General features: G+C 69.0%; 12 protein-coding genes. 5 read left to right on the top strand and 7 right to left on the bottom strand.

Going from position 1 to position 14,302, the window contains the following annotated elements; translation table 11 throughout:
* Positions 1 to 5 precede the first annotated feature (5 nt).
* Positions 6 to 872, top strand: coding sequence for an Fpg/Nei family DNA glycosylase (locus tag QE449_RS16685; protein WP_027504169.1), 867 nt, complete (start codon positions 6 to 8; stop codon positions 870 to 872).
* A 4-nt stretch (positions 873 to 876) separates the two neighbouring features.
* Here QE449_RS16685 and QE449_RS16680 read toward each other — a convergent pair whose 3' ends face one another.
* Entirely contained in the window at positions 877 to 2,445 is a 1,569-nt protein-coding gene (locus tag QE449_RS16680) for a carboxylesterase/lipase family protein (protein ID WP_051612973.1), read from the bottom strand.
* Between the two features lie 41 nt (positions 2,446 to 2,486).
* On the opposite strand from QE449_RS16680, the gene QE449_RS16675 reads away from it, so the two are divergent.
* The gene (locus QE449_RS16675) at positions 2,487 to 3,080 is read left to right on the top strand and encodes a hypothetical protein (protein ID WP_027504168.1); all 594 of its coding nucleotides are present in this window, start codon (positions 2,487 to 2,489) and stop codon (positions 3,078 to 3,080) included.
* On the opposite strand, the gene QE449_RS16670 is transcribed toward QE449_RS16675, so the two are convergent.
* Positions 3,077 to 4,516 carry an NAD(P)/FAD-dependent oxidoreductase gene (locus QE449_RS16670; RefSeq protein ID WP_307109185.1) on the bottom strand — a complete coding sequence of 480 codons (1,440 nt, stop codon included), beginning with the start codon at positions 4,514 to 4,516 and terminating at the stop codon, positions 3,077 to 3,079. The two genes, QE449_RS16675 and QE449_RS16670, sit on opposite strands and share 4 nt — an antisense overlap.
* A 47-nt stretch (positions 4,517 to 4,563) precedes the next feature.
* On the opposite strand from QE449_RS16670, the gene QE449_RS16665 reads away from it, so the two are divergent.
* Complete coding sequence (locus QE449_RS16665) at positions 4,564 to 5,316, top strand: SDR family oxidoreductase (protein ID WP_285187973.1); 753 nt, start codon at positions 4,564 to 4,566, stop codon at positions 5,314 to 5,316.
* On the opposite strand, the gene QE449_RS16660 is transcribed toward QE449_RS16665, so the two are convergent.
* The 4 genes from QE449_RS16660 to pgi form a co-directional block, all read right to left on the bottom strand.
* Positions 5,317 to 5,562 carry a DUF2630 family protein gene (locus QE449_RS16660; protein ID WP_027504165.1) on the bottom strand — a complete coding sequence of 82 codons (246 nt, stop codon included), beginning with the start codon at positions 5,560 to 5,562 and terminating at the stop codon, positions 5,317 to 5,319.
* 41 nt (positions 5,563 to 5,603) lie between these two features.
* Entirely contained in the window at positions 5,604 to 6,884 is a 1,281-nt protein-coding gene (locus QE449_RS16655; RefSeq protein ID WP_056446954.1) for a hypothetical protein, read from the bottom strand.
* The gene (locus tag QE449_RS16650; protein WP_307109184.1) at positions 6,881 to 7,642 is read right to left on the bottom strand and encodes a crotonase/enoyl-CoA hydratase family protein; all 762 of its coding nucleotides are present in this window, start codon (positions 7,640 to 7,642) and stop codon (positions 6,881 to 6,883) included. The genes QE449_RS16655 and QE449_RS16650 overlap by 4 nt, the downstream gene beginning before the upstream one ends.
* Before the next feature lie 165 nt (positions 7,643 to 7,807).
* Entirely contained in the window at positions 7,808 to 9,451 is a 1,644-nt protein-coding gene (gene pgi, locus QE449_RS16645; RefSeq protein WP_307109183.1) for a glucose-6-phosphate isomerase, read from the bottom strand.
* Between the two features lie 174 nt (positions 9,452 to 9,625).
* On the opposite strand from pgi, the gene QE449_RS16640 reads away from it, so the two are divergent.
* On the top strand, positions 9,626 to 11,107 hold the full coding sequence (locus QE449_RS16640) for an NAD-dependent succinate-semialdehyde dehydrogenase (RefSeq protein ID WP_307109182.1): 1,482 nt from the start codon (positions 9,626 to 9,628) through the stop codon (positions 11,105 to 11,107).
* A 66-nt stretch (positions 11,108 to 11,173) separates the two neighbouring features.
* On the opposite strand, the gene QE449_RS16635 is transcribed toward QE449_RS16640, so the two are convergent.
* The gene (locus tag QE449_RS16635) at positions 11,174 to 11,500 is read right to left on the bottom strand and encodes a chorismate mutase (RefSeq protein WP_027504161.1); all 327 of its coding nucleotides are present in this window, start codon (positions 11,498 to 11,500) and stop codon (positions 11,174 to 11,176) included.
* 298 nt (positions 11,501 to 11,798) lie between these two features.
* Between QE449_RS16635 and QE449_RS16630 the strand changes: the two genes are divergently transcribed.
* The gene (locus tag QE449_RS16630) at positions 11,799 to 14,258 is read left to right on the top strand and encodes a UvrD-helicase domain-containing protein (RefSeq protein WP_307109181.1); all 2,460 of its coding nucleotides are present in this window, start codon (positions 11,799 to 11,801) and stop codon (positions 14,256 to 14,258) included.
* Positions 14,259 to 14,302: the final 44 nt, after the last annotated feature.

The raw sequence follows: 14,302 nt of genomic DNA, 5'->3' as shown, positions 1-14,302 counted from the left end.
GAGGTGTGCCGGAATTACCCGAGGTCGAGGCTCTCGCGGGCTTCCTCCGTGAGCATGCGCTGGGAGCGGTGATCGGGCGGATCGACGTGGCCGCGTTGAGCGTTCTCAAGACCTTCGACCCGCCGGTCACCGATCTGCAGGGCAAGGACGTCACGGGCGCGGCCCGGTGGGGCAAGCACCTCGGCATCGAGGCCGGCGGGCTCTGGCTCGTCACGCATCTGTCCCGCGGTGGCTGGCTGCGGTGGACGGACAATCCGTCGTCGGCGCCGCCCAAGCCGGGCAAGGGGCCGCTCGCACTCCGCGTCCATCTCTTCACGCCCGAGGGGCTCACCCCCGCGTTCGACCTCACCGAGGCGGGGACGCGCAAGCGGCTCGCCGTGTGGGTCGTGCGCGATCCGCAGGAGGTGCCCGGCATCGCCCGCCTGGGCCCGGACGCCCTCGCGGTGACGGAGCCGGAGTTCGCGGAACTACTCGCCCGCAAGAGTTCTCGGCTCAAGACCGCATTGGTGGATCAGCAACTGCTCGCCGGGATCGGCAATGCCTACAGCGACGAGATCCTGCACACCGCGAAGCTCTCGCCGTTCGCCACCACCGCCTCGCTCACCCCCGAGTCGGTGACCCTGCTGTGGACCACGATGCGCTCGGTCCTGCTCGACGCCGTCGCGCGGTCCGAGGGTCAGGACGCGGCACGGCTCAAGGGCGAGAAGCGGTCCGGTATGCGGGTGCACGCGCGGACGGGCATGCCCTGCCCGGTCTGCGGTGACACCGTTCGCGAGGTCTCCTACGTCGACCGGTCGTTCCAGTACTGCCCTACGTGCCAGACCGGCGGCCGGATTCTCGCCGACCGCCGTCTGTCCCGTCTCGTGAAGTAGCCGATCAGCGGAAGTCCTGCGACGACTCGTTCTCCGAACCGGCCGAGGATCCGGTCGGTGTGTCGTAGCCGCTGAAGCCCTCCCACGCAGCGCGACGGGATCCGAGCGGATCGTTCTCCATCCGCGTCGCGCTGTCGAAGATCCGAGTGGCGCGCCCGGGCACCTCGTACTGAGTCCAGTCCGCTTCGGGCGCACCGGTTCTCGCGAAGGCGAGCCACTGCTTCTGCACCTCGTCGGTGACAGCCACCGAGCTGCCCCAGTCGCCCAGGATCGCGAAGAACTTCCCGACGCGGGCGCGGTAGACGCCGAACACGGCGAACAGTTCGGAACCGTGCGTCGAGTACAGCTTCAGCAGGTCGAACAACCGCGGTGAGTAGTCGTAGCGGTACACGTAGGTGGGCGCGTGCTCGGTGTGCGCGTCCGCGATCTCCAGCGACGGTCGCCAGAAGGTGATGTCGCCGCCGAAGTCGATGGCGGACAGGCCCTTCGGGTATCCGGGGTACTCGGCGAGAATGCGATCCCTGGCCGACGGGTCGGTGTTCGCGAACAGGCGGTCGATGCGCTCGGCATTCGTGGGAAGGGCGTCGAGCCACTTGGGGAACAGGGTGCCCTCGTGCTCGTTGCTGCCGATGATCATCGGGACGGGATGCGCGCGGCCCGATCGGTACGCCTCGAGCGGCGCCTCCGGCACGTAGTCCCCGTCGACGCTGGGGCCGAACGGAATGAGCCCCGGAGTCTCCTTCAGGCTCTTCGAACCCAGCCGGTGAGCCGCCTTCAGCAGGTCGGCCACGTCGGCTCCCGCGAGCGTGTCGGCGGCGGTGTCCGGAGTGGCACCGAGCAACTCGACGAAGTCGCGTCCCCACTTCTCGCTACGGTCGGACGTGGCGACCATGCCCGGCGCCGAGCTCTGCGAGATGGCCTTGTGGAAGAGGCCCTTCGTGGCGGGCACGGTCGTCAACGTGGTGACGGCGTTGCCGCCGGCCGATTCGCCGAAGATGGTGACGTTGTCCGGATCGCCGCCGAATGCGGCGATGTTGCGCTGGACCCACTGCAGCGCGGCGACCTGGTCCCGCAGCCCGAGATTGCTGTCGAAGGTCCGGTCGGGCGTCGAGAACTGTCGGAAGTCGAGGTATCCGAGGGCGCCGAGCCGGTAGTTGAGCGAGACGTAGACGATGTCGCCGCGGCGGACCAGCGACGTGCCCGAGTACATGGAGGTGGCCGACGTTCCCAGCGTGTAGGCGCCGCCGTGGATGAACACCATAACGGGGCGGGGGCCGGCGGGCGTGGTGGCCGGCGCGCTGACGTTCAGCGTCAGGCAGTCCTCGCTGGTGCCCTGTCCCTTGATGGGACCGATGGGGGAGCGGCCCGAGTCCTGGACCGCCGCGTCACCCCAGCGGGTGGCGTCCCGGACGCCCTCCCACGCCGTCGGCGGCTGCGGTGCCCGCAACCGCAGCGGTCCGACCGGCGGCTGCGCGTACGGGATGCCCCGCCACTGCGCGATACCGCGCGCGACGAATCCGCGGACCCGCCCCTCGCTCGTGGTGATCTCTGTCGAAAAGTCTCCCTGCCCCATCCGGCCGACTATACGGAGAGCCGAGTGAGCACACTCGGGGTATGACGTTCACCTGTCCCATCGAGATCGTGCAGCTTCTCGTGTCTCCGTCACATGCCTACTTCGGTCGCAGCAAGGACGGGCCCGCCGCCGACGTCCGCACGCAGCTGCCGTCGTCCGTCGAGGTGGTGACCGGGAAGGGCATCCGGGGCGACCGGTTCTTCGGCGTCCAGGCGCACACCGAGGCGGCGATCACGTTCCTGGCCGTCGAGGCGTGGGAGACGGCGGTCGCGGAGGCGAACGCCCTGCACCCGGACGACGAGCCGTGGGACGGGGACGTGAGCGTGGCCCGCCGCAACATCGTCGTGCGTGGTCTCGAACTCGACCCGCTCCGGGGCGAGGACTTCGTCATCGACACCGGTGACGGCCCGGTGCTCCTGCGTGGGGGGCGTCCCGCGCACCCGTGCGCGTGGATGGACAGCATGGTGGTGGACGGCACCCGCAAGGCGTTGATAGGACGCGGTGGTCTGCGCACCGCGCCGATCAGCTCGGGCACGCTGCGAGTCGGACACGGCGTCGTGATCTCCCCGGTCCCACTCGACCCCGAGCGAGCAGCACTGTCCGTACGGCGCGCCCAGCCGCTGCCGCGCGGCTAGCTTCCGCTGCGAGCGGCCTCGAGCAGGCGCAACCACACCTCGCTCATCGTCGGGTAGGACGGGACCGCGTGCCACAGGGTCTCCAGCGGGACGCGGCCGACCACCGCGATGGTGGCCGCGTGCAGGAGTTCCGCGACGCCCTGGCCGACCAGCGTGAATCCGACGATCACGTCGCTCGACGTGTCGATCACCATCGACGCGTGTCCGGCGAAGTCGTCCTGGCGCAGGGAGCTTCCCGCGACGGCGATGTCCATCTCGACCACCCGCACCGGCAGACCGGCGGCCCGCGCCTTCTTCTCGGTGAGGCCCACCGACGCCACCTCGGGGGTGGTGAAGACGACCTGGGGCACCTGGCCGTGGTCGGCACTCGCCCGGAACCTGCTGCCGTCGATCGATCGACCGTCGGCGCGCGCGGCGATGACGTCGCCGCACACGCGTCCCTGGTACTTGCCCATGTGGGTGAGCAGGGCGCGACCGTTGACGTCGCCCACCGCGTAGAGCCACTCGTCCTTCGCCGTCAGATGGTCGTCGACGGCGATCGAGTCCCCGGTGGGGAGGCCCACCGCGTCGAGTCCCAGGTCCTTGGTGGCCGGCCTTCGGCCGGCGGCGACCAGGATCTCGTCGACCTCGAGTGTGTCGTCGCCGATCGTCACCGAGGCGGTCCCACCGTGGAGGTGGCCGTACCCGGTGTCCTGCGCGTCGGGCCGCGACACCGTGGCGACCTGCGACTCGAACAGGATGCGCGCACCCGCGGCGGTCAGAGCGTCGGCCACCGCCACCCCGGCGAACGGCTCCGATCCGGCCAGCAGCGAGGTTCCGCGCACGATCATCGTGACCTCGGCGCCGAGGGCAAGCAACCATGTCGCCGACTCGCAGGCGACGACGCCCCCGCCGATCACGATGATCCGCTCCGGCACCTCGTGCAGGTTGGTCGAATCGCGGGACGTCCACGGAAGTGCTTCGCGCAGTCCGGGAATCGGCGGCACCGTGGCCGTGGTGCCGGTCGCGAGGACCACCGCGTGCCGAGCGCGCAGGACCCGATCGCCCACTGTCACCTCGCGCTCGCCGGACACCCGGCCGTGACCGCGCACGACGTGGATGTTCGCGCCCTCGGCCCACGACACCTGGGAGGAGTCGTCGAGCCCGTGGGTGAAGCTCTCGCGGCGGGCGAACACCGCGTCGACGTCGAGTCGCGCGTCGCCGACGATCTCGCGGACCCCGGGCATCGCCCGGGCCTGGTTCAGCACCGAGGCGGGCAGGAGCAGCGCCTTGCTGGGCATGCAGGCCCAGTAGGAGCACTCACCGCCCACCAGTTCGTGCTCGACGATGGCGGCGGTGCGATCACTGCCCGCGATCGCGTACTGCGCCGCGTTCTCGCCGACGGGCCCTCCGCCGATCACGATGACGTCGTACTCGTCGGTGCTGCTGTCGCTCACTGATCCTCCAGAGTTCTGAGTGGGTCGTGGTGGCTAGTGTGTGCCTGATGGGGAGACAGAAGATCGTGATCACCGGGGCCAGTTCGGGTCTGGGCGAGGAGATGGCGCGGCGGTTCGCGGCGATGGGCCGCGACGTGGGGCTGTGTGCCCGGCGGGTGGACCGGCTCGAGGCTCTGCGCGCCGAGCTCACCGCCCGGCATCCGGACATCACCGTGGCGGTCACCGCGATGGACGTGACGGATCACGAGTCGGTGGTGTCGGGGATCGACGCGCTGCGGGAGACACTCGGCGGGCTCGATCGCGTGATCGTGAACGCCGGTCTCGGGAAGGGCGCGAGGCTCGGCACCGGCCGCGCGGACGCCAACCTCGAGACCGCACGCACCAACTTCGTCGGAGTGGTGTCCCAGGTCGAGGCAGCGCTGGCGGTGTTCCGTGAGCAGAATGCCGGTCACCTCGTCCTCGTGTCGTCGGTGAGTGCCGATCGCGGACTACCCGGATCCAAGGCTGTGTACTCCGCATCGAAGGCGGGAGTCTCGGCACTCGGCGAGGCGCTGGTCGCCGAACTCCGCCGCACACCCATCGCGGTCACCACGGTTCTGCCCGGATATGTCGCCACCGACATGTCCTCCCGCGCCGGAGACGCCGGTCGACTGATGTCCTCACTCGACGACGGCGTCTCCGCGATGGTCGCGGCCATCGAGAAGGAGGTCACGCGCTCCGCGCTGCCGGGCCTCACCTGGAAGGCGATCGACGTCGTGTTGCGCGTGCTCCCTCGTCGACTCACGGACGGGCTCGTCTAGCTACTGCAGGTAGTTCTCGACCTGTGAGACGGACTGCGCCTCGGCGTCGTCGGGGGAGAGTCCGGCGTCCTTCTTGGCGCGCCGCTGACGCAGCAGGTCCCAGCACTGGTCGAGTGCCTTCTCGAGCTGGTCGAGCTGCGCCCGCTCCTCGCTCGGATCGAGCTCGCCTGCTTCGGTGCGCGAACGCAACTCGTGCTCGGTGTCGACCAGGTCCTTGATCTTCGCGTAGATGTCGGTCTCACTCATGAACGCACTCACCTCTCTGAAGTCGGTGATGTTCACCGTACTCACCAGAAGTCGGGTGTGAGGTGGTGATGCCCGAGTGCCGTCGCGATCGCGTCGCGAACCTGCTCCACCGAGTGCGCCGCCGCAGGATCGGTGACCACCACCGACAGCGTGTAGGCGTGATCGTGGCGGCAGAGATAGGCCGACAGGATGGTCGGCGACGCGGCGGACTGCTCGTGTCGGAGTCCCGGGTGGATCGCCCGCGCGGCGACGCGCACCGCGGGGCGGCCGCCGATGGTGCGCACCGCCTCGGGAAGCGGGCCGATGTTGGAGCACAGAGCATCTCGCCGGCCCGTCGACGGCGCGAGGAGCGCGGCGGCGCGTTCGGGGACCACGTGCAGCAACTCGTCGGGGAAGCCCGCGGGACCGGTCAGCGGGCTTCGGTACGCCGTCTTCGCGCGTCGACGGATGTCGGCCAGTGAGTCGGATTCCGTGATGCGGACCGCCGTCACCGAGATCGCGTTGGCGCCGCCGGCCTCGACCTTCATCGGGACGCCGAGCAGGACGGACCCGTCGGTGTCGCCGGACGTGCCCGAACATCTCAACGTCGCGACGACGGCCGCGACGACGGACAGGAACACCACGTTCGGAGTGCCCGCTCCGTCGGCGGCGACCCGATCCCACTGCGTCGCTTCGACATCGGTGCTCACGGACAGCGCTTCCCACGCGTCGGGACGGGCCGGCGCAGGAGTTCCGGTCCTCGACGCCTGCAAGTACTGCATCAGTTCGGCGCGCCGGGCGGGACTGACGGCGAGCGCGGAGACGGCCACGGCGGTGCGGCCGACGACGGTCGACAGTGTGGCCAGTGCATCGGCGGTGTCGGTGGTGCCGTCGTCCGGGGCGATCGGGTCCGGGACGCCGGACAGCGCCGCCGCTGCTGCGTCGATGAGTCCGCGTGCGTCGGCGATGACGTGGGAGCACACCAACGAGACGGCGGTTCCGTTCCCGCAGGGCGCCGCGGTCAGACGCCAGCCCGGTCCGTACTCGGGGTCGAGCGAGACGTCGGCGCCCGACTCGGCCCAGCGGACCGGGTCGTCGGTCGGCTCCGTCCACCGGACGCCGGGGCGCCCCGATGCCCGGACCCAGCGCCGACGCGCGCCGGGCAGACGCGAGCTGACGATCCGCACACCCAGACGACCCTCGGCGAGCCGGGCGTCGATCAGGTCGAGAGCGCCGGGGGTGATGGGCTCCTCGGTGACCCAGAGGCCCTGCATCGCAACGGGTATGCCGAAGCCTCGATGTGTGCGGAGGAAGATCTCGTCGACGACGGAGAGGCGAGTCACTCGAGCGGTGCTCCGTGTCGCCCGGCGCCGGACGCAAACTTCTGTGCGCCGTCGAACGCGTCGACGAGCGAGGTGGCACCGTGCCGGAACTCGTTCGCCATCGCCGCGCGGTGGTCCAGGCCCTCCTGCTCGAGCGCCGACAGTCGGTCGCCGCGCAGGCACGCCTGCGGGAACTCGGCCAGGGACGCGGCGAGTTCCTCCGCGGCAGCGCGGCAGGTGCCCGTGGGGACGACCCGGTTGGCGAGTCCGAACGTCAGCGCTTCCTGCGCGTCGACGGCACGCCCGGTGAGGATCATGTCCATCGCCCGCGACCTACCGATCGCCCGCGGCAATCGCACCGTTCCGCCGTCGATCAGCGGCACACCCCAGCGCCGACAGAACACACCGAACACGGCGTCCTCGTCGGCGACGCGCAGGTCGCACCACAGCGCGAGTTCGAGACCGCCGGCGACCGCATGGCCGGACACCGCGGCGATGACAGGCTTGGACAGTTCCATGCGTGTGGGCCCCATCGGCCCGTCACCGTGCTCGGTCGCCACGTTCGAGCGCTCGGTGCCCAGTGCCTTGAGGTCGGCACCGGCGCAGAAGGTTCCGCCGTCTCCCCACAGCACCGCGACCGACGCCGTCGGATCCGCGTCGAACTCCTCGAAGGCCGCCACCAGAGCGGCCGCCGTCGGACCGTCCACGGCATTGCGTGCCTCGGGTCGGTGGAGGATCACCGTGACCACCGGACCTCGGCGTTCGATCCGCACGTTCATGGTTCGACCGTACCGCTGCCACGCCCGGTTGTGGTTGTTCACGAGGCCGCCGAAGAAAGTTCGCCCGATGTGTAACGCCCGGACGGGTGGCGGCGACATGGTGTGTGAGACCGTGCCGGTCCGTCAGACCCCCGACCCGACGGACCGGCGCGGTCTCGCTGTACGTCAGCGTCCGCGTTCGCTGCGGTACCAGTCGATCAGCGCACTCGTCGACGAATCGAGGTCCGCGCCCGGGCCGTCCGCATCGGTCAGCACCGGCGTCAGCTCCTGCGCCTGGGTCTTGCCCAGCTCGACTCCCCACTGGTCGAACGAGTCGATGCCGAAGATGACGCCCTCGACGAAGACCTGATGTTCGTAGAGGGCGATGAGCTGACCCACCACCGACGGCGTGAGTTTCGGCGCGAGGATCGACGTCGACGGGCGGTTGCCCGGCATCACCTTGTGCGGCACGATGTCCGCGTCCGTGCCCTCGGCGGCGATCTCCTCCGCCGTCTTGCCGAAGGCCAACACCTTGGTCTGGGCGAAGTAGTTGCTCATGAGCAGGTCGTGCATGCTGCCCGTGCCGTCCGCGGTGGGAAGATCGTCCGTCGGCTCGGCGAAGCCGATGAAGTCCGCCGGCACGAGTCGTGTTCCCTGGTGCAGCAATTGGTAGAAGGCGTGCTGGCCGTTGGTTCCGGGCTCGCCCCAGAAGATCTCGCCGGTGTCCGTCGTGACGGGCGTTCCGTCGGCCCTCACCGACTTGCCGTTCGACTCCATGGTGAGCTGCTGCAGGTAGGCGGCGAACCGGTTCAGATCGTTCGAGTACGGCAGCACCGCCCGGGACTGCGCGCCGAAGAAGCTGGAGTACCAGACGCCCAGCGTGCCCAGCAGGATCGGCGCGTTGGACTCGAGCGGCGCCTCGCGGAAGTGCTGGTCGATCAGGTGGAAGCCCTCGAGGAAGTCCGCGAACGCCTCGCGGCCGACGGCGAGCATCACCGACAGACCGATGGCGGAATCGACCGAGTAGCGGCCGCCGACCCAGTCCCAGAAGCCGAACATGTTCGCGGTGTCGATGCCGAAGTTCGACACCTTCTCCGCATTGGTGGACACCGCGACGAAGTGCTGGGCGACGGCGTCGTCACCGAGTGCGGCCGTGAGCCATCGCCGGGCGGCCGTGGCGTTGGTCAGCGTCTCGAGTGTGCCGAAGGTCTTGGAGGCGACGATGAACAGCGTCGACGCCGGGTCCAGGTCGGCGAGGGTGCCGACGAGATCGGCCGGGTCGACGTTCGAGACGAAGCGCGCCGAGATGCCCGCGTCGGCGTAGTGCCGCAGAGCCTGGTAGACCATCACCGGACCCAGGTCGGAGCCGCCGATCCCGATGTTGACGACGGTGCGGATCCGCTCACCGGTGGCGCCGGTCCACTCGCCGGATCGCACTCGATCGCTGAAATCGCCCATCCGCGTGAGGACCTCGTGCACGTCGGCCACCACGTCCTGGCCGTCGACCTCGAGTGACGCGTCCGACGGCAGACGCAGCGCGGTGTGCAGCACGGCCCGGTTCTCGGAGGTGTTGATGTGCTCGCCCGCGAACATGGCGTCCCGACGCCCGGTGACGTCCGCTGCGCGTGCGAGGTCGAGCAGCAGTTCGAGCGTCTGCCGCTCGACCCGGTGCTTGCTGTAGTCGATGTACAGGTCGCCCGCGGTGACGGTCAGCTCGCTCCCACGCGACGGATCGTCGGCGAAGAAGTCACGGAGGTGGCGATCGGCCACGGCCTCGTGATGCGAGACGAGCTCGGTCCAGGCTTCGGTGCTCGTGATGTCGGCGCTCATGAGCCCTGACCCTAATCGCTGGGCACCCGAGCCGCTGGGACATGCCGACCGGCCTCCGGCCTGCCCGCTGACATGCGATCGCCGTGCGGGAGTGCGTGACGAGTCCCGCCCCACGGGGTAGACAGTCGGTACCACCGGGCGACCCGGCGAGCAGCGACGAGGAGTGCGAGAGACGTGAGCGAAGGAACGAGCAGCGCAGCGACGACCCGGGAGAAGGACCTGATCGCGTCCGTCCCCACGAAGTTGTGGATCGGAGGCAAGCAGGTCGACGCGGAGAACGGCGCCACGTTCCCGGTTCGGGATCCCTCGACGGGGGAGGTGCTCACCGAGGTCTCGGACGCGAGTCCCGCCGACGCCGCACGCGCGCTCGACGAGGCCGTCGCGGTGCAGAAGTCCTGGGCCGCCACCCCGGCGCGACAGCGCGGCGAGATCCTGCGGGCGGTCTTCGAGTCGATCACCGAGCACGCCGACGACATCGCACTGCTCATGACGCTGGAGATGGGCAAGGCCTTCGCCGAGAGTCAGGCCGAGGTGAAGTACGGCGGAGAGTTCTTCCGCTGGTTCTCCGAGGAGGCGGTCCGCATCGCGGGGCGGTACACGCCGGCGCCCGCGGGCAACGGCCGGATTCTGGTGACCAAGCAGCCCGTCGGCCCGGTGCTGGCGATCACGCCGTGGAACTTCCCGCTGGCGATGGGCACCCGCAAGATCGGGCCCGCACTCGCGGCGGGATGCACGATCCTGGTGAAGCCCGCCTCGGAGACTCCGCTGACGATGCTCTACCTGGCGAAGCTCATCTCCGAGGCCGGGCTGCCCGAGGGCGTGCTGTCGGTACTGCCGACGTCGAAGTCCAGCGCTGTCACCGGGCCGCTGATCGACGATCCTCGACTGCGCAAGTTGACCTTCACCGGCTCCACCGAGGTGGGGCGGATGCTCGTGGAGAAGTCGTCGAAGAATCTGCTGCGGACGTCGATGGAGCTGGGCGGCAATGCGCCCTTCGTCGTGTTCGACGACGCGGACATCGACGCCGCCGTCGAGGGGGCGATGCTCGCCAAGATGCGCAACGGCGGCGAGGCCTGCACGGCCGCGAATCGGTTCCACGTGCAGAACTCGGTCAAGGACGAGTTCGTCGCCAAGGTGACCGAGAAGATGCGCGCCATGACTGTCGGGCGGGGCAGTGATCCGGACACGAAGCTCGGACCGCTGATCAACGAGGAGCAGCGTGACACGGTGGCCGAACTCGTCGACGACGCGGCGTCCAAGGGCGCGACCGTCGCACTCGGCGGCACTGCGGAGGACGGGCCGGGCTGGTTCTACCCCGCCACCGTGCTGACCGACGTGCCCGGTGACGCCCGAATTCTGAGCGAGGAGGTCTTCGGACCGGTGCTCGCGGTGCGCGGCTTCGAGACCGAGGAGGACGGCGTCGCTGCGGCGAACGAGACCGAGTTCGGCCTGGCCGCGTACATCTTCACGCGGGATCTGGACCGGGCGCTGCGCGTGGCGGAGGCCGTGGAGACCGGCATGGTGGGTGTCAATCGCGGGGTGATCTCCGACGCGGCCGCACCGTTCGGTGGGATCAAGGCGTCGGGATTCGGTCGCGAGGGCGGAAGCGAGGGGATCGAGGAGTACCTCGAGACCAAGTACATCGCCCTGCAGTGATGCGGTGAGGCACGGGAACCGCCCGTCGTCTGGGCGGTTCCCGGTCGAGCTCTACGAGCGGTGGACTCAGTGTCCGAGGCGGCCGCGGCCCAGGCGGAGCAGGAGCATGGCCAGCGTGTGACCCTCCTGGCCGAGGTCGCTGAAGCGCTGGAGGACCTTCATCTCGCGGCTGTGGACGAGGCGGGGTCCGCCCTGTGCCATCCGCGTCTGACCGATGGTGCGGGAGACCTCGGAGCGGCGCTTCACGGCGGCGAGGATCTCGGCATCGAGGCGGTCGATCTCCTTGCGGAGCTCGTCGATCTCGGCTTCGGACGTCGGCAGGTTCGCGTCGTCGGCGTGATCGTTCGACTCGGACGATGCCGATGCTGCGGTGGTGTGAATCGCTGTGCTCATATCAACTCCTCGTGTCAGAACGTGTGTCGCTCTGCTCTCACGTTCTGTTACGTAGATTCCAAGAATTCTCGAGGACGCCACGAAATACCTGGTCAGGGGGTCGGATGCGGTCGGCACTGTGCCGTCCGCGAGTCCGGGCCCGAGCAAGAGTATGCCCGGCCCGCACTCGGCGTAAAGAAGGCGCCGAACGGTCTCGTTCGGATCCGACGTCCGCGTGCGTGTGTCACGACAGGGATTCGGCGCCCACGGCCCGAGTGATGGTGTCGGTGTCGGTGACCGCCGGTAATCTGGACGGACGATGAACACACAGTCACCCGCACGTGCCACCAGGTCCTCGGACCAGCTCCTCGAGGGCCTCAATCCCCAGCAGCGCGAGGCAGTGATGCACTCGGGGGGACCGTTGCTCATCGTGGCGGGCGCCGGTTCGGGCAAGACCGCGGTGCTGACCCGTCGCATCGCGTATCTCCTGGCGGAGAGAGATGTCACACCCGGTCAGGTCCTCGCGATCACGTTCACCAACAAGGCCGCGGCCGAGATGCGGGAGCGCGTCGTCCAGTTGGTCGGGCCGCGGGCCAACTTCATGTGGGTGAGCACGTTCCACTCGAGCTGCGTGCGGATCCTCCGCAGCCAGGCGGCGCTGCTCCCCGGCCTCAACTCGAACTTCTCCATCTACGACGCGGACGACTCGCGTCGGCTCCTCACGATGATCGGCAAGGATCTGCAGCTCGATCCGAAGAAGTTCTCGTCGCGTCTGCTGGCGACGCAGATCTCCAATCTGAAGAACGAGCTGATCGATCCGGACCAGGCCGTCGCCGACGCGGAGAAGGAGCCGGCCGAGCTGCCGGCCGTCATCGCGAAGGTCTACGGCCACTACCAGCAGCGTCTGCGGGCGGCCAACGCGTTCGACTTCGACGATCTCATCGGCGAGACGGTGGCACTGCTGCAGAGCCATCCGGACGTCGCCGAGTACTACCGGCGCCGCTTCCGCCACGTCCTCGTCGACGAGTACCAGGACACCAACCACGCGCAGTACATGCTGGTGCGCGAGTTGGTGGGTACCGGAACGACGGCGGAGGGCGACGTCGCGGCGGTTCCCCCGAGCGAACTGTGCGTGGTGGGTGACGCGGACCAGTCGATCTACGCGTTCCGCGGCGCGACCATCCGCAACATCGAGGAGTTCGAGCGCGACTATCCGGACGCGCGGACCATCCTGCTCGAGCAGAACTACCGGTCCACCCAGACCATCCTCGCGGCCGCCAACGCCGTCATCGCGCGCAACACCAACCGCCGTGACAAGCGGCTGTGGACGGACACCGGCGACGGCGATCCGATCATCGGCTACGTGGCGGACAACGAGCACGACGAGGCCAAGTTCGTGGCGTCGGAGATCGATCGGCTGGTCGACGGCACCGACTACAGGTACTCCGACGTCGCGGTGTTCTACCGGACCAACAACTCCTCGCGCGCGCTCGAGGAGATCTTCATCCGCCTCGGTCTGCCCTACAAGGTGGTGGGCGGTGTGCGCTTCTACGAGCGCAAGGAGGTACGCGACGTGGTCGCGTACCTCCGCGTGCTGGCCAATCCGGACGACACGGTGAGCATGCGGCGCATCCTCAACACCCCGCGCCGCGGCATCGGCGATCGTGCCGAGGCCTGTGTCGCCGTGCACGCCGAGCGGAAGAACATCAGCTTCAACGCCGCGCTCCTCGATGCCGCGGCCGGCTCCGTGGCGCTGCTCAACACGCGCGCGCAGAACGCCATCGCGTCGTTCATGGAGATGATCGGCGAGCTGCGGGCCACCATGAACGCCACCGATGCCGACGGAAACGACGTCGCGGACATCGGCGACATCGTCGAGGCGGTGCTCGACCGCACGCGGTATCGCGCCGAACTCGAGGCCAGCTCGGATCCCCAGGACGGCGCTCGCCTCGACAACCTCAACGAACTGGTCAGCGTGGCCCGCGAGTTCAGTGCCGACGCACGCAACCTTCAGGGCATCGAGGATCTCGAGGTGGGGGTCGACATCAACGCGGACCTCGACGTCGCGTCCGCAGAACCCGAGGACACCGACGGTGTGGCCGAGCCGGGTTCGCTCGCCGCCTTCCTCGAGCGGGTCTCGCTGGTGGCCGACACCGACCAGATCCCGGACAACGGCGACGGCGTCGTCACGCTCATGACGCTGCACACGGCCAAGGGGCTCGAGTTCCCGGTCGTGTTCGTCACCGGGTGGGAGGACGGCCAGTTCCCGCACATGCGAGCGCTCGGTGATCCTGCGGAGTTGTCCGAGGAGCGTCGACTCGCCTACGTGGGCATCACGCGTGCTCGGCACCGGCTCTACCTCACTCGCGCGATCATGCGCTCGGCGTGGGGGCAGCCCATCAACAACCCCGAATCGCGCTTCCTGCAAGAGGTTCCGCAGCATCTCATCGACTGGAAACGGGAGGATCCCGGCGTCGGCAGCGGGTTCGGTTCCAGTGGTGGCTCGGGGCGCCAGCGCGACTGGACGTCGAATCCCCGTGGTGGATGGTCCGGTGGGTCGTCGCCGTCGGCCACCCCGACACCCAGCTTCGGCAAGGCCCGGTCCAACAACACCCTGACGCTCGCCGTGGGTGATCGCGTGAGCCACGACAAGTACGGTCTCGGGACCGTCGTCGAGTCCGAGGGATCAGGTCAGCGTGCGATGGTGCTGATCGACTTCGGCACGTCCGGTCGCGTGAAGATGATGCTCATCGGCGGAGTGCCGATGACCAAGCTGTGAGAGGGCACGGAAGAAAGGTCCGGCGCCACCGTGCATGACGGTGA

The sequence above is a fragment of the Rhodococcus sp. SORGH_AS_0303 genome, from assembly GCF_030819335.1.
Classification (GTDB): Bacteria; Actinomycetota; Actinomycetes; order Mycobacteriales; family Mycobacteriaceae; genus Rhodococcoides.
Note: the sequence above shows the minus strand (reverse complement) of the source record. Positions and strands in the feature narration are given on the sequence as shown.